We start from the raw sequence: 23,640 nt of genomic DNA on the forward strand, positions 1-23,640 counted from the left end.
CGAGGTTGCCCTCAACCGTGCGCCGCCGCGAGGTGTGCGGCCAGCCGCGGCGAGGCGAACTCCGTGCCGCACACGAACCGCATCACCGGCCCGTACGAGGCCGCCGCCGGCAACCCCGTGAAGTAGAGGCCGGGTACCGAGGAGACGTAGCCCGCGCCGAGCCTCGGGGCGCCGCGGCTGACCGCGAGTCCGCTGCGCAGCTCGGGGCCGAGGAAGCCCATCGCGGCGATGTCGACGCGGTAGCCGGTGGCCGCCATGACGTGGTCCGCCTCCAGTTGCCGGCTCTCGCCCGCGAGGGTGCGCACCGTCAGTACCGGACGCCCGCCCGTGACCTCGGCACGCACGATGCCGCTCACCTCGTGGACCGGCACCGCCGACTCGAAGCGCTCGCGCAGCCACCAGGCGCCGAGCGGGCCGAGGACCCGGCGGACCAGATGGTGGCGGACCCCGGCCGGGAGGTACCGGAAGGGCTGCGGGTGGTAGCTCAGCGCCCACAGCGACCAGGCGCGGCCGAAGGGCGACTCGGGCCGGAACCTCGGCTGCTCCCAGGGCGGGGCGCCGAAGGCGACCGCGCCTCGGCCCCGCGCCACCACCCGCACCCGCGCGCCGGCCTCCGCCGCGAGCACCGCCGTCTCCAGCGCGGACTGGCCGGCGCCGACGACGATCAGTTCCTTCCCGGCGAACCGGCCGAGGTCGTGGTGCTGGGAGCTGTGCGAGAGCGGCCCGGTGGGCGTGGGGCCGTCCGGTACCGCCGCGGCCAGTTCCGGCGGCAGATGGGACAGGCCCGACAAGCCCGTCGCCACCACGACCGCCCGGGCGGTGAACTGCTCCCCGGAGTCCGGCTTCAGCTCGAAGCCGCCGCCCGGCCGCCGGTCGACCGACACCACCCGCACCCGCTCCAGCTCGGGCACCAGCCTGCGCTGGAACCACTCGCCGTAGGCGATGAAGGTCTCCACCGGGATGATGTCCTCGTCGGTCACCAGCGGTCCGATGCCGGCCGCGGCGCAGTAGTCGGCGAGGGTGTGGCCGCGCTGCGGGCAGTCGATGCCGGAGGCGGCCGGGGTCGACTTCAGCAGCATTCCGGCGGGCATGTGGTCGCGCCAGGCGACCATGGGCTCGCCGAAGACGCGGACCGGGATGCCCCGGGCGCGCAGATGCGCGGCGGTGGACAGGCCGAACGGCCCGGCACCGATGACTGCCACCGGTTGGTTCACGAAGTCCCTCCCCAGGACGTGCTCACGTCACTTCGTGGGCCGGCTCGGGCGGCGGGACGCGCCGCCCGCACACGGTCGTGCTGCGCCCTAACCGGTCGTGCCGCCCCGGCGGTTGGTCCGCCACAGCTGATAGAGGTGCCGGGCGCCCGGCCGCACGAAGCGGGCGAGCATCGTGAGGAACGGCAGCGGGTCGTCGCCCGCGAGCCAGGCCAGCTCCGTGCCGCTCGGCCTCGCCGGCGCGTGCGGCGTGGTGTAGCCGCTGCGGCGGTAGGCGAGCAGGGCGGGCAGGTCGATGTTCTCCACGACGTACCGGTGGCCTGCGCGCTGCTCGCCCTCCGGGACGGGCCGCCCGGTCAGGTCGAGGTGCATGGCCCGCACGACGTCCACGCCCGACTCGCTCTCGAAGAGCCGGAACTGCGCGCCCATGCGCGGATTGAAGTCGAGGAGCTTGTACTGCCCGTCGCGCCGGTCGAAACGCAGGTCGAGGTCGACGATGCCGGTGAAGCCGATCTGCTTGATGAACCGCGCGGCGAGGTCGGCGAGTTCCGGGTTGTCGACGACGTACGCGTTCGCCGTCATGCCCGCGTGCGGCGGCCAGGAGCGGACCTTGACGCCGGTGAACATCGCGAGCGGGACCGAGTCCTGGTCGAAGTAGGCGTGCACGATCCAGTCCTCGGCCTCCTCCCGCGGCAGATACTCCTGGAGGATCACGCCCGGCCGCTCGCCCCAGTCCCGGGCCAGGGCCAGCAGGCCCTCGCGGCTGTTGATCCTCGTGGTGCCGTTCACCGCGGGGCTGCTGCGCCGGACGAACGCCTCGCGGTTCTTGGCCACCACCGGGAAGCAGGCCTTCTCGGCGAACGCCACGATGTCGTCGTACGACTGCGGGAAGGCGGCAGTGGGGCTCGGGATGCCGTGCTCCACGCACAGTTCGTGCAGGCCCTGCTTGCTGGCCAGACGGCGCGGCAGGCCGGGGGCGACGGGCGGGAAGAGGAAGTGGCCTTCGAGTTCGTCCTGGTGCTCGGCGATCAGGACGGCGGCCTCCTCGTCGGTGGGCACCAGGACGGTGGGCCGGCCGATGCGGCGGCCGATCCGCAGCAGGCCCTCCACCAGACGGTCCGCACCCTCCGTGCCCCTGGTCGGCCAGACGAACGCGCGTTTGAGATACCGGGATGAGGCCGCCGGTGTGTAGGCGTCCTCGGTGATCGCGTACATCGGCACGCCCAGCCGGCCGAGGCTGCGGATCGCGCCCACCCCGCCGTGGTGCAGCGGGTAGTCGCCGAACTTCACGATCAGGCCCGGGACCTCACGGTCGGCCCGGAAAGGCACACTGACGGCATTCCTGGCCACGGGTCCCCCCACGTGTCCCCCCTATGGAGCGGACCCACCCCGTCCGCACCCCCAGAGGACGCTAAGCCGGAATTGCCCCCTCCCACAAGACCAATTCGGACATTGCAAACTCTTTAGACACTGCCCAAGACATGCGAAGCCCCCGTAACGTGTGGCCCGATCACATGGAATTCCGGAAAGGAAGGCAGTACCCATGCCCCCCTTCGAGGTCCCCGAGGGCGACCCCTTCGGTCCGCACAACCTTCCCTACGGCGTCTTCTCCCACGCCGGGTCATCGGAGAGGACCGTGGGCGTCCGGCTCGGCGACCACGTGCTCGACGCGGGGGCGGCGGCGCGGGCACTCGGTTCGCCGTACGCCGGACTGCTCGCGCGGCCGACCCTGAACCCACTGCTGGCCGCGGGCCGCACCGCGTGGTCCGACGTGCGGCGCGCGCTGACGTCGTGGGTGACGGTGCCGGCCCACCGGGAGACCGTCGCGCCCTTCCTGCACCCCCTGTCCTCGGTGACCCTGCACCTCCCCTTCGAGGTCGCGGACTACGTCGACTTCTACGCCTCGGAGAACCACGCCCGGAACGTGGGGCAGATCTTCCGCCCGGACGCCGAGGACTCTCTGACGCCCAACTGGAAGCACATTCCGATCGGTTACCACGGCCGCTCCGGCACGGTGGTGGTCTCCGGCACGGACGTGATGCGCCCGTCGGGCCAGCGGAAGGCTCCCACGGACCCCGCGCCGGTGTTCGGCCCCTCGGTCCGGCTGGACATCGAGGCGGAGGTCGGCTTCGTGGTGGGCGTGCCCTCGCGGATGGGGCAGCCGGTCGCGCTCGGCGACTTCCGCGAGCACGTCTTCGGGCTGTGCCTGCTGAACGACTGGTCGGCGCGCGACATCCAGGCCTGGGAGTACGTCCCGCTCGGGCCCTTCCTCGGCAAGTCCTTCGCCACGTCGGTGTCGGCGTGGATCACTCCGCTGGACGCGCTGGAGGAGGCGCGGGTGGCCCCGCCGCGGCGGACGCACCCGCTGCTGCCCTACCTCGACGACTCCGCGGACGAGCCCGGCGGTTACGACCTGCGGATCTCCGTCGCGATCAACGGTCACGTGGTGTCCGAGCCGCCCTTCTCCACCATGTACTGGACGGCCGCGCAGCAGCTCGCCCACATGACGGTCAACGGCGCGTCCCTGCGCACGGGCGACCTGTACGGCTCGGGCACGGTGAGCGGACCCGCCGAGCACGAGCGCGGCTCGCTGCTGGAGCTGACCTGGAACGGCCGGGAGCCGCTGGAACTCCCCGACGGCAAGCGGGCGTTCCTGGAGGACGGCGACGTGGTGACGCTCTCGGCCTGGGCACCGGGCGCGAACGGCACGCGGGTGGGGCTCGGGGAGGTGAGGGGGCGGATCGTCTCGGGCTGAGTGGAGCCCTGCGGCCCTTCCCACGCCGGGGATTCGGTGGTGGCGGACCCCTGACTCCCGGTGCCCGTGGCCGTCATACTGGCGGCAGGCCGTGCGCGTCCGGCGCGCCGGCCGGCCGCACAGCACCGCTCCACCGCACGACCCCGACACCCGCCCACCTCCGACGAGGATCCGGAGTCCGAGGCATGACCGCCTGCCTGCTCCTGCTGAGCGCCGTCGCGCTGACGCTCGCCGTGCCGGTCCCCCGCACACTGGCCCGGGCGGGGTGGCCCGAACGGGAGCCCGTCGTCGCGCTGTGGGTGTGGCAGTGCCTGGTCGCCACCGTCCTGCTGAGCTGCCTCGCGGGGCTCGTGCTGGGCACCGCGGCCGTCTTCAGCACCGTTCACGACCGGGTCTTCGCCCCCGCGCCGCCGGCCGTGACGGCCGCCTACGACCTTTCGGTGGCGCCCGTCTGGGCCGCCGGCCTCACCCTGCTGCTGGCCGGCGGCGCCGCCTGGACCACCGCGATGCTCGCCCGCGAGCTCGTCGAGGCCCGCCGCCGGCGCGGCCTGGCCCTCGCGCATCTGCGCGAACGTGCCCCCGACCTGCCCGCGGGCCTTCCGTCGGCCCGCGGACCGCTGCTGGTGCTGGAGGACGAGTACCCCGACGCCTGGTGGATGCCCGGTCACCCGCCCCAGCTCGTCGTCACCACCGGCGCCCTGCACCGGCTCACCGGCCACCAGCTCGACGCCGTCCTCGCGCACGAGCGCGGCCACGCCCGCGCCCACCACGACTGGCTGCTGCACCTGTCGACCGCGCTGGCCACCGGCTTCCCGCGCATCCCGCTGTTCACCCAGTTCTGCGAGCAGACCCACCGCCTGGTGGAACTGGCAGCCGACGACACGGCTTCCCGCCGCCACGGCCACCTCACCACGGCCCTCGCCCTGATCGAGCTCAACCAACACCGCGGGGTACTGTCCTGCGCCTCCAGCAACCGCCTCCTGAGCGAGCGGGTGGACCGCCTGCTGGAGCCCCCGCCGCGGCTGGACCGCAGGCGACGGGCACTGACCACGGCGGTCGCCGCCCTGGTGCCGCTGCTCCCGCTCCTGATCACGTTCGCCCCCGGCCTGACGGCACTGGGCTGAGCAGCGGCCCCGTCGCCGTGACCGGCGCGGCGCGGCGCGGCTACATCCAGTCGTCCGGTTCGGGCTCGGGCAGGTCCTCCACCGGTTCCGGCTCGCCCACGCCCGCCGTACCTGTCCGGGCAGTTCCCGATGCGGCCGTTCCCGTGCCGACCGCGGCCGAGTCGCCGGGCGGACCGGCCAGCGACTCCAGCACCGCGAGCACGCCCTCCCCGTACGTCGCCAGCTTCTTCTCGCCGACGCCGCCGATCGTGCCGAGCTGTGCCACGGACTTCGGCCAGATCGTGACGATCTCCCGGAGCGTGGCGTCGTGGAAGATGACGTACGCCGGGACGCCCTGCTCGCGGGCCTGTTCGGCGCGCCAGGCGCGCAGGGCCTCGAAGGCGGGAAGCAGTTCCTCGGGCAGTTCGGCCGCAGCCGCCCTGGGCTTGCGGTCGTCCCGGGCGGCCGAAGCCCGCGACGCGGCCGGCTTCTTCGGCTCCTTGCGCAGCGGCACCTCCCGCTCCCTCCGCAGCACCGACCCGCTGCTGTCGGTCAGCACCAGCGTGCCGTACTCGCCCTCGACGGCGAGCAGCCCCTGCGCCAGCAACTGCCGTACGACACCCCGCCATTCGCCCTCGGTCAGCTCGTCGCCGATGCCGAACACGGACAGCTGGTCGTGGTCGAACTGGATCACCTTGCCGGTGCGCTTGCCGAGCAGGATGTCGATGATCTGGCCCGCGCCGAACTTCTGCCCCCGCTCCCGCTTCAGCCGCACCACCGTCGACAGCACCTTCTGGGCCGCGATCGTGCCGTCCCAGGTCTCGGGCGGGGTCAGGCAGGTGTCGCAGTTGCCGCAGCCGGCCGCGCCCGGTTCCTGGCCGAAGTAGGCGAGGAGCTGGCCGCGGCGGCACCGGGCCGTCTCGCACAGGGCGAGCATCGCGTCCAGGTGGGCCTGGGCCCGGCGACGGAACGCCTCGTCGCCCTCACCGGACTGGATGAGCTTGCGCTGCTGCACGACGTCGTTCAGGCCGTAGGCCATCCAGGCCGTCGACGGCAGGCCGTCGCGGCCCGCGCGGCCCGTCTCCTGGTAGTAGCCCTCCACGGACTTGGGCAGGTCCAGGTGGGCGACGAACCGGACGTCGGGCTTGTCGATGCCCATGCCGAAGGCGATGGTGGCGACCACGACCAAGCCGTCCTCGCGCAGGAAGCGGGACTGGTGCGCCGCGCGGGTGCCCGCGTCCAGGCCCGCGTGGTACGGCACCGCCTCGACGCCGTTGCGGGTGAGGAACTCGGCCGTCTTCTCCACCGAGTTGCGCGACAGGCAGTACACGATGCCCGCGTCGCCCGGGTACTCCTGGCGCAGGAAGGTCAGCAGCTGCTTCTTGGCGTCGGCCTTGGGCACGATCCGGTACTGGATGTTGGGCCGGTCGAAGCTGGCCACGAAGTGCCGGGCCCGCGGCATGTTCAGCCGCTGGGTGATCTCCTGGTGCGTGGCGTGGGTGGCCGTCGCGGTGAGCGCGATCCGCGGCACGTCCGGCCAGCGCTCGCCCAGCAGTGACAGCGCCAGGTAGTCGGGGCGGAAGTCGTGGCCCCACTGCGACACGCAGTGCGCCTCGTCGATGGCGAAGACGGAGATCTTGCCGCGGGAGAGCAGGTCGAGCGTGGCGTCCAGGCGCAGCCGCTCCGGTGCCAGGTAGAGCAGGTCGAGCTCGCCGGCCAGGAACTCCGCCTCGACCACCCGGCGCTCGTCGAAGTCCTGCGTGGAGTTCATGAACCCGGCGCGCACGCCCAGCGCCCGCAGCGCGTCCACCTGGTCCTGCATCAGCGCGATGAGCGGCGACACCACGACGCCCGTACCGGGCCTGACCAGGGACGGAAGCTGGTAGCAGAGCGACTTGCCGCCACCGGTGGGCATGAGCACGACGGCGTCGCCGCCCGCCACCACGTGCTCGACGACTTCTTCCTGCTCACCCCGGAAGTCCTCGTACCCGAAGATCCGGCGCAGCGTCGCCAGAGCCTCGCTCTCCGTCACTGACATGTCGGTGACACCATCCGTCCCGCCCATCGCCTCGTCCCCCACACCTCGCTCCTCGACCACTGCCTCCACGATAGGGGCCCGCACGGACACCCCCGGACTTGTCCACAGGCCGGCCCGGTAACCCACGGTCAACGACACGACAGTCGTTCACACGTACGCGGGAGACTCGTCCGCATCCGGCCGGCGGTGTGAATGAACCGGCGAGACTGCCTCCTGTGGGAGCGATGAACGCCACACCGAATGCCGCCAAGCCTTCTGGCCGGTCCCTCCTGAGGGTGGATGGACCGCTGATGACCTGGACCGCCTCCCGAACCTGCCGGCACACACCCAGCTGATCGACGCGAGTCTGGTTTTCCGGTGCCCGCACTCGGTCTTTCACGAGCGCGCGATGAGCTTCTTCGCCCGGCACCTCGACAGCGCCGCCCCGCCCGAGCTCGACGCGCTCTGCAGGTTCACCGTCGACATCGACCGGCAGAACAGACCCGAACCGGATGTGGCCGTTTTACGAAGCGACGCCCTGGGCAGCCACGAGCAGACCCGAGTCCCCGCGACAGCTGTCGTACTGGTCGTCGAGGTCGTCGGGCCGGACTCCGTCTCCCGGGACCGCGAGACCAAGCCGCTGAAGTACGCGCGGGCCAAGATCCCCCACTACTGGCGGGTCGAGAACGAGGACGGCCGCGCCGCGGTGCATGTCTTCGAACTGGAACCCACGACCGGCTCCTACACCAGCGTCGGCATCTTCAGGGAGCGGATGAAGGCGGACGCCCCGTTCTCCGTGAACCTGGACCTCACCGGGATCAGGACGCGCCATGGCAGAGGCAAGTAGGTCCGAGCAGACCTGAACGCGGTGGCCCGGCCCCACCAGGGGCCGGGCCACCGCGTTCAGGCGCTGCCTCAGCGCACGAACACTCCCGCCTGGTTGGCCAGGTCCAGGAAGTACTGCGGGGCCACGCCGAGTACCACCGTGACCGCCACGCCCACGCCGATCGCGGTCATCGTCAGCGGGGAAGGCACCGCCACCGTCGGGCCCTCCGGGTGGGGATCGCTGAAGAACATGAGCACGATGACGCGGATGTAGAAGAAGGCCGCGATCGCCGACGAGATCACACCGATCACGACCAGCGGCACCGCGCCGCCCTCGGCCGCCGCCTTGAACACCGCGAACTTCCCGGCGAAGCCGGAGGTCAGTGGAATGCCCGCGAAGGCCAGCAGGAACACCGCGAACACGGCCGCCACCAGCGGGGAACGCCGGCCCAGCCCCGCCCACTTGGACAGGTGCGTCGCCTCGCCGCCCGCGTCGCGCACCAGCGTGACCACGGCGAACGCGCCGATCGTCACGAAGGAGTACGCGGCCAGGTAGAACAGCACGGACGAGACGCCGTCCTTCGAGGTCGCGATGACACCGGCGAGGATGAAGCCCGCGTGCGCGATCGACGAGTACGCGAGCAGCCGCTTGATGTCGGTCTGGGTGATCGCGACGATCGCACCGCCCAGCATGGTGACGATCGCGACCCCCCACATGACCGGCCGCCAGTCCCAGCGCATGCCCGGCAGCACGACGTACAGCAGCCGCAGCAGCGCGCCGAAGGCCGCCACCTTGGTGGCCGCCGCCATGAACCCGGTGACCGGAGTCGGAGCGCCCTGGTAGACGTCCGGCGTCCACATGTGGAACGGGACCGCGCCCACCTTGAACAGCAGACCCATCACGACCATCGCGGCGCCGATGAGCAGCAGCGCGTCGTTGCCCATGGTGTTGGCGAGTGCCGGGTCGACGTTCGGCACGTTGCCGTCGACGACCTGCGCGATCCGGGCGTACGACACCGAGCCCGCGTACCCGTACAGCAGCGCGATGCCGAACAGGGTGAACGCGGAGGCGAAGGCGCCCAGCAGGAAGTACTTGACCGCGGCCTCCTGCGACATGAGCCGCTTGCGGCGGGCCAGCGCGCACAGGAGGTACAGCGGCAGGGAGAAGACCTCCAGGGCCACGAACAGGGTCAGCAGGTCGTTGGCCGAGGGGAACACCAGCATGCCGGCGACCGCGAAGAGCAGGAGCGGGAAGACCTCGGTGGTGGTGAAACCGGCCTTGACCGCGGCCTTCTCGCTCTCGCCGCCCGGTACCGCCGCCGCCTGCGCGGCGAAGGAGTCGACGCGGTTGCCGTGCGCCGCCGGATCCAGTCGCCGCTCGGCGAAGGTGAACAGGGAGACCAGGCTCGCCAGCAGGATCGTGCCCTGGAGGAAGAGCGAGGGTCCGTCGACGGAGATGGCCCCCATGGCCGCGATGTGCGCCTTGGTGGTGCCGTATCCGTCCGCCGCGAGCGCGACGACCGCGGCGAACGCGGCGGCGAGCGCGACGACGGACACGAACACCTGCGCGTAGTAGCGCGACTTGCGCGGGACGAACGCCTCGATGAGCATTCCGACGATCGCCGCGCCCACGACGATCAGGGTGGGCGACAACTGCCCGTATTCGATCTTCGGCGCCTCGATCTTCGAGATCGGGTCGGCCGCGGTTGTCCACAGGCTGTGGACGGCTGCTCCGCTCACTTGGCCGCCTCCACTGCGGGCTTCGGGTCGGTCTTGTGTACGTCGGACATGGTCTGCTGGACCGCCGGGTTGACGATGTCCGTGACGGGCTTCGGATAGACGCCCAGGAAGATCAGCAGCACCACCAGCGGTGCCACGACCACCAGCTCCCGCACCCGCAGGTCCGGCATGGCCGAGACCTCCGGCTTCACGGGGCCGGTCATCGTCCGCTGGTACAGGACGAGTGTGTAGAGCGCGGCGAGCACGATGCCGAAGGTGGCGACGATGCCGATCGCCGGGTAGCGCGTGAACGTGCCGACCAGCACCAGGAACTCACTGACGAAGGGCGCCAGTCCCGGCAGGGACAGGGTGGCGAGGCTGCCGATCAGGAACGTGCCGGCGAGCACCGGAGCGACCTTCTGGACACCGCCGTAGTCGGAGATGAGTCGGGAGCCGCGCCGGGAGATCAGGAAGCCGGCGATCAGCATGAGCACGGCCGTCGACAGGCCGTGGTTGACCATGTAGAGCGTCGCTCCGGACTGGCCCTGGCTGGTCATCGCGAAGATGCCCATGATGATGAAGCCGAAGTGCGAGATCGACGCGTACGCGATCAGGCGCTTGATGTCCCGCTGGCCCACCGCGAGCAGCGCCCCGTAGATGATGCTGATCAGGGCGAGGACGAGGATGGCCGGCGTGGCCCATTTGCTCGCCTCCGGGAACAGCTGGAGGCAGAAGCGGAGCATCGCGAAGGTGCCCACCTTGTCGACGACCGCGGTGATGAGGACGGCGACCGGCGCGGTCGACTCCTGCATCGCATTGGGCAGCCAGGTGTGCAGCGGCCACAGCGGCGCCTTCACCGCGAAGGCGAAGAAGAAGCCGAGGAACAGCCAGCGTTCGACGTCGGTCGCCATGTGCAGCGAGCCGTTGGCGCGGGCCTGCGCGATCTCGGTGAGCGAGAAGCTCCCGGCGACCACGTACAGCCCGATCACCGCGGCCAGCATGATCAGACCGCCGGTCAGGTTGTAGAGCAGGAACTTCACCGCCGCGTACGACCGCTGGGTCGACGCCGTCTCCTCGCCGTGCGCGTGGGCACGGTCGCCGAAGCCGCCGATGAGGAAGTACATCGGGATCAGCATGGCTTCGAAGAAGATGTAGAAGAGGAAGACGTCGGTGGCCTCGAAGGAGATGATCACCATCGCCTCGACGGCCAGGATCAGCGCGAAGAAGCCCTGTGTCGGCCGCCAGCGGCGGCTTCCGGTCTCCAGCGGGTCGGCGTCGTGCCAGCCGGCCAGGATCACGAACGGGATGAGCAGGGCGGTCAGCCCGACCAGCGCCACCCCGATGCCGTCGACGCCCAGTTCGTACCTGACGCCGAAGGACGCGATCCAGGAGTGGGACTCGGTGAGCTGGTAACGGGCGCCACCCGGGTCGAAGCGGACCAGGACGGTGACGGCCAGCGCGAGCGTGGCCAGCGAGGCGACCAGCGCGAGCCACTTCGCGGCGGTGCGCCGGGCGGCCGGCACGGCGGCCGTGGCGATGGCCCCGAGAGCCGGGAGCACCGCCGTCGCTGTCAGCAGAGGAAAGGACATCGGTATCAGACCGCCCTCATCAGCAGGGTCGCGGCGACCAGCAGTGCCGCACCGCCGAACATCGAGACCGCGTAGGAGCGCGCGAAGCCGTTCTGCAGCCGGCGCATCCGCCCGGACAGGCCGCCGACCGAGGCCGCCGTGCCGTTGACGACTCCGTCGACCAGGGTGTGGTCGACGTAGACCAGGGACCGTGTGAGGTGCTCGCCGCCGCGGACCAGGACGATGTGGTTGAAGTCGTCCTGGAGCAGGTCCCGCCGGGCGGCCCGGGTGAGCAGCGAGCCGCGCGGGGCGACGGCCGGGACCGGCTTGCGGCCGTACTGGGCCCAGGCGATGGCCACGCCGACGACCAGGCACACCATCGTCGCGCCGGTCACCGTCCACGCGCTGAGCGGCGAGTTGCCCTCGCTGTGCCCGGTGACCGGCTCCAGCCAGTGCAGGAAGCGGTCGCCGATGCTGAAGAACGCGCCGCCCAGGACCGAGCCGACGGCCAGCACGATCATCGGGATCGTCATGGCCTTGGGCGACTCGTGCGGGTGCGGCTCGTTGCCGTTCTCGTCGGGCTGCCAGCGCTTCTCGCCGAAGAACGTCATCAGCATCACGCGCGTCATGTAGAACGCCGTGATGGCCGCGCCCAGCAGGGCCGCGCCGCCGAGGATCCAGCCCTCGGTGCCGCCCTTGGCGAAGGCCGCCTCGATGATCTTGTCCTTGGAGAAGAAGCCGGACAGGCCCGGGAATCCGATGATGGCGAGGTAACCGAGGCCGAAGGTGATGAAGGTGACCGGCATGTACGCGCGCAGCCCGCCGTACTTGCGCATGTCCACCTCGTCGTTCATGCCGTGCATGACCGAACCGGCGCCGAGGAACAGCCCGGCCTTGAAGAAGCCGTGCGTCACCAGGTGCATGATCGCGAAGACGTAGCCGATGGGGCCGAGGCCCGCGGCCAGCACCATGTAGCCGATCTGCGACATGGTCGAGCCGGCCAGCGCCTTCTTGATGTCGTCCTTCGCGCAACCGACGATCGCACCGAACAGCAGCGTGACCGCGCCTACGACGGTGACCACGAGCTGCGCGTTCGGCGCCGCGTTGAAGATCGCCGCGGAGCGGACGATGAGGTAGACACCCGCCGTCACCATGGTCGCGGCGTGGATGAGGGCCGAGACCGGGGTCGGGCCCTCCATCGCGTCCCCGAGCCAGGACTGCAGCGGCACCTGGGCGGACTTGCCGCACGCGGCGAGCAGCAGCATCAGCGCGACGGCGGTGAGCTTGCCCTCGGTGGCGCCGCCCACGAGACCGGGTTCGGCGTGGGTGCCGAGCAGCGGACCGAAGGCGAAGGTGCCGAACGTCGCGAACATCAGCATGATCGCGATGGACAGGCCCATGTCGCCGACCCGGTTGACCAGGAAGGCCTTCTTCGCCGCGGTCGCCGCGCTGGGCTTGTGCTGCCAGAAGCCGATCAGCAGGTAGGAGGCGAGACCGACGCCCTCCCAGCCGACGTACAGCAGCAGGTAGTTGTCGGCGAGGACGAGCACCAGCATCGCCGCGAGGAACAGGTTGAGGTAGCCGAAGAAGCGGCGGCGCCGCTCGTCGTGCTCCATGTACGCGACCGAGTACAGGTGGATCAGCGAGCCGACACCGGTGATCAGCAGGACGAACGTCATCGACAGCTGATCGAGACGGAACGTGACGTCCGCCTGGAAGCCGGCCACCGGGATCCAGCTGAACAGGTGCTGGGTCAGGGTCCGTTGGTCGGCGCTTCTGCCGAGCAGGTCGGCGAAGAGGACCAGGCCGATCACGAAGGAGACGGCCGCGAGCAGGGTGCCGAGCCAGTGGCCGACGGCGTCGAGTCGCCGGCCGCCGACCAGGAGGACGGCCGCTCCGAGCAGGGGCGCCGCGATCAGCAGCGCAATCAGGTTCTCCACGATTCTTCCGACCCCTTACAGCTTCATCAGGCTGGCGTCGTCGACCGAGGCCGAGTGACGGGAACGGAACACCGACACGATGATCGCGAGCCCGACCACGACCTCCGCCGCGGCGACGACCATCGTGAAGAACGCGATGATCTGGCCGTCGAGGTTGCCGTGCATCCGCGAGAAGGTGACAAGCGCGAGGTTGCAGGCGTTCAGCATCAACTCGATGCACATGAAGACCACGATGGCGTTGCGCCGGATCAGCACGCCGGTGGCGCCGATCGTGAACAACAGGGCGGCGAGATAGAGGTAGTTCACAGGGTTCACTTCGACGCCTCCTCGGGCCGCTTGAAGGCCGTCGGCTCGATCGCGGTGCGCTCCAGTCGTTCCGCGGCGCGCTGCTCCAGGGCCTTGAGGTCGTTGAGGGCCTCGGCCGAGACGTCACGGATCTGCCCGCGCTCGCGCAGCGTCTTGCTGACGGTGAGCTCGGACGGGGTGCCGTCGGGCAGCAGTCCGGCGATGTCCACGGCGTTGTGCCGGGCGTAGACGCCGGGCGCCGGCAGCGGCGGTACGTGCCGTCCCTCACGCACGCGCTGCTCGGCCAGCTCGCGCTGGGTTTTGGCCCGCTCGGTGCGCTCCCGGTGGGTGAGCACCATGGCGCCGACGGTGGCCGTGATCAGCAGCGCGCCGGTGAGCTCGAAGGCGAAGACGTACCGGGTGAAGAGGAGGGAGGCCAGGCCCTCCACGTTGCCGCCCGCGTTGGCCCTGCCGGTGCCGTTGAACTCCTTCAGGGAGGCGTTGGCGATGCCCGCGACGAGCAGGACGCCGAAGCCGAGCCCGCACAGCAGGGCCAGCCAGCGCTGGCCCTTGATGGTCTCCTTCAGGGAGTCCGCCGCGGTCACGCCGACGAGCATCACCACGAACAGGAACAGCATCATGATCGCGCCGGTGTAGACGACGATCTGCACGATGCCCAGGAAGTAGGCGCCGTTGGTGAGGTAGAACACCGCCAGGACGATCATGGTGGCGGCCAGGCACAGCGCGCTGTGCACGGCCCTCTTCATGAAGACGGTGCACAGGGCGCCGATCACCGCGACGGTGCCGAGTACCCAGAACTGGAAGGCCTCTCCGGTGGAGGTGGAGTAGGCGGCGAGCTGCGCGCTCATGCGTCAGCCCCCTGTTCCTCGGCCGCGCCCGAAGGGCCCGCCATGTGCTCCTGTTCTCCCTTGGAGACGGCGACCTGGCGCACCGTGCCGGGCGCGGCCTCCGTCACCAGGCCGCGGTAGTAGTCCTGCTCGTCCGTCCCCGGGTAGATGGCGTGCGGTGTGTCGACCATGCCCTCTTCGAGACCGGCGAGCAGCTGCTCCTTGGTGTAGATGAGGTTGGCGCGGCTGGAGTCGGCCAGTTCGAACTCGTTGGTCATCGTCAGCGCGCGCGTGGGGCACGCCTCGATGCACAGGCCGCACAGGATGCAGCGGGCGTAGTTGATCTGGTAGACGCGGCCGTACCGCTCGCCCGGCGAGTAGCGCTCCTCGTCGGTGTTGTCGGCGCCCTCCACGTAGATGGCGTCGGCGGGGCAGGCCCAGGCGCACAGCTCGCAGCCGACGCACTTCTCCAGGCCGTCCGGATGGCGGTTGAGCTGGTGCCGTCCGTGGAAGCGCGGAGCCGTGGTCTTCTGCTGCTCCGGGTACTGCTCGGTCAGCCGCTTCTTGAACATGGCCTTGAAGGTCACGCCGAAGCCGGCCACGGGGTTCTGGAAACCGGGTTTGGTCTCCTTGGGCTCCTCAGCCATCGGACGCCTCCTTTCCATCCAGAGGTCCGTCACTGGCAGTGTCCGTCCCGCCACTGACAATCAACTCCCGCTCGCGGCGCGAGCGGCGCCGCGGCACCGGCGGCAGCTCCTGCCCCGGCAGCGGCGGTACGGGGAATCCGCCGGCCATCGCGTCGAAGGCGGCCGGCTGGGCTTCGGGCTGCTCGGCGCTCTTCGTACGCTCGCGGAACATGTCGGCGACGAAGGACAGGACCAGCACGACCAGCACGGCACCGGCGACGTAGAGGGCGATGTCGGCGAAGCCGTAGTTCTCGTTGCGCAGGACCCGGACGGTCGCGACGAGCATCAGCCAGGCCACGGAGACCGGGATGAGGACCTTCCAGCCGAGCTTCATCAGCTGGTCGTAGCGGACCCGCGGGAGCGTGCCGCGCAGCCAGATGAAGAAGAACAGCAGCAGCTGGACCTTGATCACGAACCAGAGCAGCGGCCACCAGCCGTGGTTGGCGCCCTCCCAGAAGGTGCTGATCGGCCAGGGGGCCCGCCAGCCGCCCAGGAAGAGCGTGGTCGACACCGCGGAGACCGTCACCATGTTCACGTACTCGGCGAGCATGAACATCGCGAACTTGATCGACGAGTATTCGGTGTTGAAGCCGCCGACCAGGTCGCCCTCGGACTCCGGCATGTCGAACGGCGCGCGGTTGGTCTCCCCGACCATCGTGACGATGTAGAGGAGGAAGGAGACCGGCAGCAGCAGGATGTACCAGCGGTCGTGCTGCTGCTCGACGATCGCCGACGTCGACATCGAGCCCGAGTACAGGAAGACCGAGGCGAACGCGGCGCCCATGGCGATCTCGTAGGAGATCATCTGCGCGCAGGACCGCAGTCCGCCCAGGAGCGGGTAGGTCGATCCGGAGCTCCAGCCCGCCAGCACGATGCCGTAGATGCCGACGGAGGCGACCGCGAGGATGTAGAGCATCGCGATCGGCAGGTCGGTCAGCTGCATCGCGGTGCGGTGGCCGAAGATCGAGATCTCGTTGTTCGCCGGTCCGAAGGGGATCACCGCGATCGCCATGAAGGCCGGGATGGCCGCGACGATCGGCGCGAGGACGTACACGACCTTGTCGGCGCGCTTGACGACGACGTCTTCCTTGAGCATCAGCTTGATGCCGTCGGCGAGCGACTGGAGCATGCCCCAGGGCCCGTGCCGGTTGGGGCCGATGCGCAGCTGCATCCAGGCGACGACCTTGCGCTCCCAGACGATGGAGAACAGCACCGTCACCATCAGGAAGGCGAAGCAGAACACCGCCTTGACGACGACCAGCCACCAGGGATCGGTGCCGAACATCGACAGGTTCTCAGCGGCGAGGTACGGGCTCATGCCTCCACCTCCTTGGGGGCCTCGGTCGAGGACGTCGCCGGGCCGATACGGACCAGGGAGCCGGGCAGCGCCCCGGTGTCGGAGGCGACGCCCCCGCCGACGGAGTTCAGCGGGAGCCACACCACCCGGTCGGGCATCTCGGTGATCTCCAGCGGGAGCTCGACCGTGCCGGCGGGACCGGTCACGGCGAGCGCGGCGGAGTCCGCGACACCCGCCTCGGCGGCCGTGGCGGCCGACACGCGTGCGCGTGCGGCGTGCCGGGTCCCGGCGAGCGCCTCGTCGCCCTCCTGGAGGACACCCTGGTCGAGCAGCAGCCGGTGTCCGGCGAGCAGTGCCTCCCCGGCGGCCGGGCGCGGCGCAGCGCCCGCGCTGTGCACCGGGTCGTCGGCGCGCGGTCCGGTCCAGGCACCCAGCCGGTCCAGCTCCGCGCGCACGGTCCGCAGGTCCGGCAGGCCCAGGTGCACGTCCATGGCGTCGGACAGCATCTGCAGCACGCGCGCGTCGGTGGGCGACAGGGTGCGGGTCATCTGCTCCGGTTTGAGCGCGGCCTCGAAGAAGCGGACCCTGCCCTCCCAGTTGAGGAAGGTGCCGGCCTTCTCGGCGACGGCGGCGACGGGCAGGACCACGTCCGCGTGTTCCGTGACCTCGCTGGGCCGCAGCTCCAGCGACACCACGAAGCCCGCCTCGGTCAGAGCCGCACGCGCGCGTGCCGGATCGGGCAGGTCGGCGATCTCCACGCCCGCGACCAGCAGGGCCTGGAGCTGGCCTCCCGTCACGGCCTCGATGATCTGCCCGGTGTCGCGGCCGTAGCGGTGCGGGAGTTCGGCGATGCCCCAGAGCGCGGCGACCTCCTCCCGCGCACGCGGGTCGGTGGCCGGGCGCCCGCCCGGCAGCAGCGACGGCAGCGCGCCGGCCTCGACGGCGCCGCGCTCGCCGGCCCGGCGCGGGATCCACACCAGCTGTGCGCCGGTCGCGGCGGCGGCCCGTACGGCGGCGGTCGGGCCGCCGGCCACTCCGGCGAGCCGCTCGCCGACGACGATGACCGAGCCCTCGGCCCGCAGGGCCTCGGCGGCCCGGGTGCCGTCGTCCTCCAGTCCGACGCCGCCCGCCAGCGCGTCCAGCCACTCGTTCTCGGTGCCCGGCGCGGCCGGCAGCAGGGTGCCACCCGCCTTCTCCAGGCCCCGCGTAGCGTGCGTGGCCAGCGCGAACACCTTCTGCCCGTGCCCCCGCCAGGCCTTGCGCAGCCGGAGGAAGACGCCGGGCGCCTCCTCCTCGGACTCGAACCCGACGAGCAGCACGGCGGGCGCCTTCTCCAGCGCGGTGTACGTGACACCGCTGCCGTCGAGGTCCCGGCCGCGGCCGGCGACCCGGGAGGCGAGGAAGTCGGCCTCCTCACCGCTGTGCACGCGCGCGCGGAAGTCGATGTCGTTGGTGTCGAGCGCCACGCGTGCGAACTTGCTGTACGCGTAGGCGTCCTCGACGGTGAGCCGGCCGCCGGTGAGGACACCGGTCCGCCCGCGCGAGGCGAGCAGTCCCTGGGCGGCGATCTCCAGCGCCTCCGGCCAGGACGCCGGCACCAGCTCGCCCTCGGGGTTGCGCACGAGCGGCGTGGTCAGCCGGTCCTTCATCTGCGCGTACCGGAACGCGAAGCGCCCCTTGTCGCAGATCCACTCCTCGTTGACCTCGGGGTCGTTGGCGGCGAGCCGCCGCATGACCTTGCCGCGCCGGTGGTCGGTGCGGGTGGCGCAGCCGCCCGAGCAGTGCTCGCACACCGACGGCGAGGAGACCAGGTCGAAGGGGCGGGAGCGGAAGCGGTACGCCGCCGAGGTGAGCGCCCCGACAGGGCAGATCTGGATGGTGTTGCCGGAGAAGTACGACTCGAAGGGGTCGCCCTCGCCGGTGCCGACCTGCTGGAGCGCGCCCCGCTCGATCAGCTCGATCATCGGGTCGCCGGCGATCTGGTTGGAGAACCGGGTGCAGCGGGCGCACAGCACGCACCGCTCCCGGTCGAGGAGCACCTGCGTGGAGATCGGCACGGGCTTCTCGTAGGTCCGCTTCCTGCCCTCGAAGCGGGACTCGGCGTTGCCGTGCGACATGGCCTGGTTCTGCAGCGGGCACTCGCCGCCCTTGTCGCAGACCGGGCAGTCCAGCGGGTGGTTGATGAGCAGCAGCTCCATCACGCCGTGCTGGGCCTTCTCGGCGACCGGGGAGGTGAGCTGGGTCTTGACGACCATCCCGTCCGTGCAGGTGATCGTGCAGGAGGCCATCGGCTTGCGCTGGCCCTCGACCTCGACGATGCACTGGCGGCAGGCGCCGGCCGGGTCGAGGAGGGGGTGGTCGCAGAACCGGGGGATCTCGATGCCGAGCTGTTCGGCGGCCCGGATGACCAGGGTGCCCTTGGGCACGCTGATCTCGGCCCCGTCGATCGTCAGTGTCACGAGATCTTCCGGCGGGACCGCCGCCTCTCCCCCGCCCGCGGGAGCGTTGGTGGTCACGGTCATGCTTTCACCTCCGTGCGATCGGCCCAGGCCGTGGACTTGGCCGGGTCGAAGGGGCAGCCCCGGCCCGTGATGTGCTGCTCGTACTCCTCGCGGAAGAACTTCAGGGAGGAGAAGATCGGGGAGGCGGCGCCGTCACCGAGGGCGCAGAAGGACTTGCCGTTGATGTTGTCGGCGATGTCGTTCAGCTTGTCGAGGTCGGACATGACGCCCTTGCCGGCCTCGATGTCCCGCATCAACTGCACCAGCCAGTACGTTCCTTCACGGCACGGCGTGCACTTGCCGCAGGACTCGTGGGCGTAGAACTCGGTCCACCGGGTCACCGCCCGCACCACGCAGGTCGTCTCGTCGAAGCACTGGAGGGCCTTGGTGCCGAGCATCGAGCCCGCGGCGCCCACGCCCTCGTAGTCGAGCGGCACGTCGAGGTGCTCGTCGGTGAACATCGGCGTCGACGAGCCGCCCGGCGTCCAGAACTTCAGCCGGTGCCCGGGGCGCATGCCGCCGCTCATGTCGAGCAGCTGACGCAGCGTGATGCCGAGCGGGGCCTCGTACTGGCCGGGGTTGGCGACATGGCCGCTGAGCGAGTAGAGCGTGAAGCCGGGGGACTTCTCGCTGCCCATCGACCGGAACCATTCCTTGCCGTTGTGCAGGATCGCGGGAACCGACGCGATGGACTCGACGTTGTTCACCACAGTCGGGCACGCGTAGAGGCCCGCGACGGCGGGGAAGGGAGGACGCAGCCGCGGTTGACCACGGCGGCCTTCGAGCGAGTCCAGCAGCGCGGTCTCCTCACCGCAGATGTACGCGCCGGCGCCGGCGTGCACGGTGAGGTCGAGGTCGAGGCCACTGCCCAGGATGTTCTCGCCGAGGTAGCCGGCCGCGTAGGCCTCGCGCACGGCCTCGTGCAACCGCCGCAGTACGGGGACGACTTCACCCCGCAGATAGATGAAGGCATGCGACGACCTGATGGCGTAGCACGCGATGACGATGCCCTCGATGAGGCTGTGCGGGTTCGCGAAGAGGAGCGGGATGTCCTTGCAGGTCCCGGGCTCCGATTCGTCGGCGTTGACAACAAGATAGTGCGGCTTGCCATCACCCTGGGGGATGAACTGCCACTTCATTCCCGTGGGGAACCCCGCGCCGCCGCGGCCGCGCAGACCGGAGTCCTTGACGTACGCGATGACGTCGTCCGGCGACATGGCGAGGGCCTTGCGGAGTCCCTCGTACCCCTCGTGCCTCCGGTACACGTCCAGCGTCCAGGACCTGTCCTCGTCCCAGAAGGCCGACAGCACGGGTACGAGCAGCTTCTCGGGGCTGCTCTCGTCGATTTCCGGTGCCAAGGTCATCCCTCCCCCTCCTCTCCGACGTCTCCGACGGGTCCCTGCGGATGGGACGGATCGGAGGCCGATGTGGCCTGCGGCGCGTCGTGCGAGCTCAGGTGCTCGGACGGCGACGGCTGGTGCACGGCTGCGTCGTGCGGTCCTCCGTCGCGCGGGTGGACCACGCGCACGGGCGCGGCCTCCCCCTTGGCCAGGCGGAGGCCCACCAGCGAGGCGGGTCCCGCGCTGCCGCCGGCCTCCGTCGCCCCTTCGCGCTCGTCGGGGAAGCCCGCCAGGATGCGGGCGGTCTCCTTGAACGTGCACAGGGGCGCGCCGCGCGTGGGCGTCACCGGCCGTCCCGCGCGCAGGTCGTCGACCAGGCGCTTGACGCTCGCCGGGTTCTGGTTGTCGAAGAACTCCCAGTTGACCATCACGACCGGCGCGTAGTCGCAGGCCGCGTTGCACTCGATGTGCTCGAGGGTGACCTTGCCGTCGTCGGTGGTCTCGCCGTTGCCGACGCCGAGGTGCTCCTGGAGGGCCTCGAAGATGGCGTCGCCGCCCATCACGGCGCACAGGGTGTTGGTGCAGACGCCCACCTGGTAGTCACCGGACGGCTTGCGCCGGTACATGGTGTAGAAGGTGGCGACCGCGGTGACCTCGGCCGTGGTCAGGCCGAGCACGTCCGCGCAGAACCGCATTCCGGTGCGCGTGACGTGGCCCTCCTCCGACTGCACCAGGTGCAGCAGCGGAAGGAGGGCGGACCGGGAGTCCGGGTAGCGGGCGATGATCTCGCGCGCGTCCCGCTCGAGCCGGGTGCGGACGTCGTCCGGGTAGTCGGGCGCGGGCAGTTCGGGCATGCCCAGGCTGACGCCCTGCTCCGAAGAACTGGTGGTCACCGGTCGACGCCTCCCATCACGGGGTCGATGGACGCGACGGCGACGATGACGTCGGCGACCTGGCCGCCCTCGCACATCGCCGCCATCGCCTGAAGGTTGGTGAAGGACGGGTCCCGGAAGTGGACCCGGTAGGGGCGGGTGCCGCCGTCGGAGACGACGTGCACCCCGAGTTCGCCCTTGGGCGACTCGACCGCCGCGTACGCCTGTCCCGGCGGGACGCGGAAGCCCTCGGTGACCAGCTTGAAGTGGTGGATCAGGGCCTCCATGGAGGTGCCCATGATCTTCTTGATGTGGTCGAGGGAGTTGCCGAGTCCGTCCGGTCCCAGGGCGAGCTGCGCGGGCCAGGCGATCTTCTTGTCGGCGACCATCACCGGGCCCGGCTCCAGCCGGTCCAGGCACTGCTCGACGATCCTGAGCGACTGGCGCATCTCCTCCAGGCGGATCAGGAAGCGGCCGTAGGAGTCGCAGGTGTCGGCGGTCGGGATGTCGAAGTCGTACGTCTCGTAGCCGCAGTAGGGCTGCGTCTTGCGCAGGTCGTGCGGCAGGCCGGTGGAGCGCAGGATCGGGCCGGTGGCGCCGAGGGCCATGCAGCCGGCCAGATCGAGGTAGCCGACGTCCTGCATACGGGCCTTGAAGATGGGGTTCCCGGTGGCGAGCTTGTCGTACTCCGGGAGGTTCTTCGTCATCTTCTTCACGAACTCGCGGATCTGGTCCACCGCGCCGGGCGGCAGGTCCTGGGCGAGTCCGCCGGGCCGGATGTACGCGTGGTTCATCCGCAGGCCCGTGATGAGCTCGTAGAGGTCGAGAATCATTTCACGATCGCGGAATCCGTAGATCATGATCGTGGTGGCGCCCAGCTCCATGCCGCCGGTGGCGATGCACACCAGGTGGGAGGAGAGCCGGTTCAGCTCCATCAGGAGCACCCGGATGATCTTGGCACGCTCGGTGATCTGGTCCTCGATGCCGAGGAGTTTCTCGACGGCGAGGCAGTAGGCGGTCTCGTTGAAGAAGGACGTCAGGTAGTCCATGCGCGTGACGAAGGTGGTGCCCTGCGTCCACGTGCGGAACTCGAGGTTCTTCTCGATGCCGGTGTGCAGGTAGCCGATGCCGCAGCGGGCCTCGGTGACCGTCTCGCCGTCGATCTCCAGGATCAGCCGGAGCACGCCGTGGGTGGACGGGTGCTGGGGGCCCATGTTGACGACGATGCGCTCGTCGTCGGCGCGGGCCGCGGACCGGGCGACCTCGTCCCAGTCGCCACCGGTGACCGTGTAGACCGTGCCCTCGGTGGTCTCGCGCGCGGAGGCCGACGACGGGGTGTGCGTGCTCATGAGTACGACCTCCGCTGGTCCGGAGCCGGGATCTGGGCGCCCTTGTACTCGACGGGGATGCCGCCGAGGGGGTAGTCCTTGCGCTGCGGATGGCCCTGCCAGTCGTCCGGCATCATGATCCGCGTCAGGGCCGGGTGGCCGTCGAAGACGATCCCGAAGAAGTCGTACGTCTCGCGCTCGTGCCAGTCGTTGGTCGGGTAGACGGGGACCAGCGACGGGATGTGCGGGTCGGCGTCGGGGGCGCTGACCTCCAGGCGGACCAGCCGGTTGTGGGTGATCGAGCGCAGGTGGTACACGGCGTGCAGCTCGCGGCCCTTGTCCTGCGGGTAGTGGACACCGCTGACGCCGGTGCACAGCTCGAAGCGCAGGGCGGGGTCGTCGCGCAGGGTGCGGGCGACGCGCACCAGGTGCTCGCGCTCGATGTGGAAGGTCAGTTCGCCGCGGTCGACGACCGTCTTCTCGATCGCGTTCTCCGGGAGGAGGCCCTGTTCCTCCAGCGCGCCCTCGAGTTCGTCGGCGATCTCGTCGAAGCATCCGCCCGGGCCGCCGTAGGGACGGCTCGCCGGACCCGGGAGCCGGACCGAGCGGACCAGGCCGCCGTATCCGGAGGTGTCGCCGCCGTTGTTGGCGCCGAACATGCCGCGCTGGACGCGGATCTCCTCGCCGCCCTGGCCGCGCTGGCCGGGGAGGTTGTCGGCGGACAGGTCCTTCTCGGGGTTCACCCCGTTCGCGGACCCGTTCACGTCCTTGCCGTGTCCGTCGCTCATCGCAGCAGCCCCTTCATCTCGATCGTGGGCAGGGCCTTGAGCGCGGCCTCCTCCGCCTCGCGGGCGGCCTCCTCGGCGTTCACGCCGAGCTTGGTGGACTGGATCTTCTGGTGCAGCTTGAGGATCGCGTCCATCAGCATCTCGGGCCGGGGCGGACAGCCCGGCAGGTAGATGTCGACCGGGACGATGTGGTCGACGCCCTGGACGATCGCGTAGTTGTTGAACATGCCGCCCGAGGAGGCGCACACGCCCATCGAGATCACCCACTTGGGGTTGGGCATCTGGTCGTAGACCTGCCGGAGGACCGGCGCCATCTTCTGGCTGACCCGGCCTGCCACGATCATCAGGTCCGCCTGACGGGGCGAACCGCGGAAGACCTCCATGCCGAAGCGCGCCAGGTCGTAGCGGCCGGCGCCGGTGGTCATCATCTCGATCGCGCAGCAGGCGAGGCCGAAGGTGGCCGGGAAGACGGACGCCTTGCGCACCCAGCCCGCGGCCTGCTCGACGGTGGTCAGCAGGAAGCCGCTCGGCAGCTTTTCTTCGAGTCCCATGTCGTT

18 protein-coding genes and 1 pseudogene are annotated in these 23,640 nt (G+C 70.5%); 3 read left to right on the forward strand and 16 right to left on the reverse strand.

Annotation, left to right across the window (positions count from 1 at the left end):
* Nucleotides 1–11: 11 nt before the first annotated feature.
* Both TNCT6_RS12515 and TNCT6_RS12520 read right to left on the reverse strand, forming a co-directional pair.
* Nucleotides 12–1,214, reverse strand: a complete 1,203-nt coding sequence (locus TNCT6_RS12515; RefSeq protein ID WP_141359449.1) for an FAD-dependent oxidoreductase — start codon at nucleotides 1,212–1,214, stop codon at nucleotides 12–14.
* An 87-nt stretch (nucleotides 1,215–1,301) separates the two neighbouring features.
* On the reverse strand, nucleotides 1,302–2,540 hold the full coding sequence (locus TNCT6_RS12520; RefSeq protein WP_141359450.1) for an ATP-grasp domain-containing protein: 1,239 nt from the start codon (nucleotides 2,538–2,540) through the stop codon (nucleotides 1,302–1,304).
* A 214-nt stretch (nucleotides 2,541–2,754) separates the two neighbouring features.
* Between TNCT6_RS12520 and fahA the strand changes: the two genes are divergently transcribed.
* Together fahA and TNCT6_RS12530 are read left to right on the forward strand one after the other, a co-directional pair.
* Nucleotides 2,755–3,966: a fumarylacetoacetase gene (fahA, locus tag TNCT6_RS12525; RefSeq protein ID WP_141359451.1), complete on the forward strand. Its 1,212-nt coding sequence runs from the start codon at nucleotides 2,755–2,757 to the stop codon at nucleotides 3,964–3,966.
* 185 nt (nucleotides 3,967–4,151) lie between these two features.
* Nucleotides 4,152–5,090, forward strand: a complete 939-nt coding sequence (locus TNCT6_RS12530) for a M56 family metallopeptidase (protein ID WP_141359452.1) — start codon at nucleotides 4,152–4,154, stop codon at nucleotides 5,088–5,090.
* 40 nt (nucleotides 5,091–5,130) lie between these two features.
* On the opposite strand, the gene recQ is transcribed toward TNCT6_RS12530, so the two are convergent.
* Complete coding sequence (recQ, locus tag TNCT6_RS12535; protein ID WP_141366358.1) at nucleotides 5,131–7,134, reverse strand: DNA helicase RecQ; 2,004 nt, start codon at nucleotides 7,132–7,134, stop codon at nucleotides 5,131–5,133.
* A gap of 197 nt (nucleotides 7,135–7,331) precedes the next feature.
* Here recQ and TNCT6_RS12540 point away from each other — a divergent pair.
* Nucleotides 7,332–7,933: pseudogene (locus tag TNCT6_RS12540) on the forward strand (Uma2 family endonuclease).
* A 68-nt stretch (nucleotides 7,934–8,001) separates the two neighbouring features.
* Here the strand turns inward: TNCT6_RS12540 and nuoN are convergent.
* Genes nuoN through TNCT6_RS12605 form a run of 13 tightly spaced genes read right to left on the reverse strand, consistent with a single transcriptional unit; the run spans nucleotide 8,002 to nucleotide 23,634 of the window.
* The gene (nuoN, locus tag TNCT6_RS12545) at nucleotides 8,002–9,651 is read right to left on the reverse strand and encodes an NADH-quinone oxidoreductase subunit NuoN (RefSeq protein ID WP_141359453.1); all 1,650 of its coding nucleotides are present in this window, start codon (nucleotides 9,649–9,651) and stop codon (nucleotides 8,002–8,004) included.
* Nucleotides 9,648–11,219, reverse strand: coding sequence for an NADH-quinone oxidoreductase subunit M (locus TNCT6_RS12550; RefSeq protein WP_141359454.1), 1,572 nt, complete (start codon nucleotides 11,217–11,219; stop codon nucleotides 9,648–9,650). Before TNCT6_RS12550 ends, nuoN begins: the two co-directional genes overlap by 4 nt.
* Before the next feature lie 5 nt (nucleotides 11,220–11,224).
* Nucleotides 11,225–13,138 (reverse strand): NADH-quinone oxidoreductase subunit L, encoded by a 1,914-nt coding sequence (gene nuoL / locus TNCT6_RS12555; RefSeq protein WP_141359455.1) that lies wholly within the window; start codon nucleotides 13,136–13,138, stop codon nucleotides 11,225–11,227.
* 15 nt (nucleotides 13,139–13,153) lie between these two features.
* A complete protein-coding gene (nuoK, locus tag TNCT6_RS12560; protein ID WP_100569676.1) occupies nucleotides 13,154–13,453 on the reverse strand; it encodes an NADH-quinone oxidoreductase subunit NuoK in 300 nt (99 codons plus the stop codon).
* Nucleotides 13,450–14,292 (reverse strand): NADH-quinone oxidoreductase subunit J, encoded by an 843-nt coding sequence (locus tag TNCT6_RS12565; RefSeq protein ID WP_141359456.1) that lies wholly within the window; start codon nucleotides 14,290–14,292, stop codon nucleotides 13,450–13,452. The genes nuoK and TNCT6_RS12565 overlap by 4 nt, the downstream gene beginning before the upstream one ends.
* Complete coding sequence (nuoI, locus tag TNCT6_RS12570) at nucleotides 14,289–14,918, reverse strand: NADH-quinone oxidoreductase subunit NuoI (protein WP_141359457.1); 630 nt, start codon at nucleotides 14,916–14,918, stop codon at nucleotides 14,289–14,291. The genes TNCT6_RS12565 and nuoI overlap by 4 nt, the downstream gene beginning before the upstream one ends.
* The gene (gene nuoH, locus TNCT6_RS12575) at nucleotides 14,911–16,275 is read right to left on the reverse strand and encodes an NADH-quinone oxidoreductase subunit NuoH (protein ID WP_141359458.1); all 1,365 of its coding nucleotides are present in this window, start codon (nucleotides 16,273–16,275) and stop codon (nucleotides 14,911–14,913) included. The genes nuoI and nuoH overlap by 8 nt, the downstream gene beginning before the upstream one ends.
* Nucleotides 16,272–18,776 carry an NADH-quinone oxidoreductase subunit G gene (locus TNCT6_RS12580; protein ID WP_141359459.1) on the reverse strand — a complete coding sequence of 835 codons (2,505 nt, stop codon included), beginning with the start codon at nucleotides 18,774–18,776 and terminating at the stop codon, nucleotides 16,272–16,274. The genes nuoH and TNCT6_RS12580 overlap by 4 nt, the downstream gene beginning before the upstream one ends.
* Nucleotides 18,773–20,119, reverse strand: coding sequence for an NADH-quinone oxidoreductase subunit NuoF (nuoF, locus tag TNCT6_RS12585; RefSeq protein ID WP_141359460.1), 1,347 nt, complete (start codon nucleotides 20,117–20,119; stop codon nucleotides 18,773–18,775). Before nuoF ends, TNCT6_RS12580 begins: the two co-directional genes overlap by 4 nt.
* Nucleotides 20,116–20,988: an NADH-quinone oxidoreductase subunit NuoE gene (gene nuoE / locus TNCT6_RS12590; RefSeq protein WP_141359461.1), complete on the reverse strand. Its 873-nt coding sequence runs from the start codon at nucleotides 20,986–20,988 to the stop codon at nucleotides 20,116–20,118. The genes nuoF and nuoE overlap by 4 nt, the downstream gene beginning before the upstream one ends.
* On the reverse strand, nucleotides 20,985–22,316 hold the full coding sequence (locus TNCT6_RS12595) for an NADH-quinone oxidoreductase subunit D (RefSeq protein ID WP_141359462.1): 1,332 nt from the start codon (nucleotides 22,314–22,316) through the stop codon (nucleotides 20,985–20,987). Before TNCT6_RS12595 ends, nuoE begins: the two co-directional genes overlap by 4 nt.
* Nucleotides 22,313–23,083 (reverse strand): NADH-quinone oxidoreductase subunit C, encoded by a 771-nt coding sequence (locus tag TNCT6_RS12600; RefSeq protein WP_141359463.1) that lies wholly within the window; start codon nucleotides 23,081–23,083, stop codon nucleotides 22,313–22,315. Before TNCT6_RS12600 ends, TNCT6_RS12595 begins: the two co-directional genes overlap by 4 nt.
* Nucleotides 23,080–23,634 carry an NADH-quinone oxidoreductase subunit B family protein gene (locus TNCT6_RS12605; protein WP_009190037.1) on the reverse strand — a complete coding sequence of 185 codons (555 nt, stop codon included), beginning with the start codon at nucleotides 23,632–23,634 and terminating at the stop codon, nucleotides 23,080–23,082. The genes TNCT6_RS12600 and TNCT6_RS12605 overlap by 4 nt, the downstream gene beginning before the upstream one ends.
* Between the last annotated feature and the right edge of the window lie 6 nt (nucleotides 23,635–23,640).

It is taken from the genome of Streptomyces sp. 6-11-2, from assembly GCF_006540305.1.
Lineage (GTDB): Bacteria > Actinomycetota > Actinomycetes > Streptomycetales > Streptomycetaceae > Streptomyces.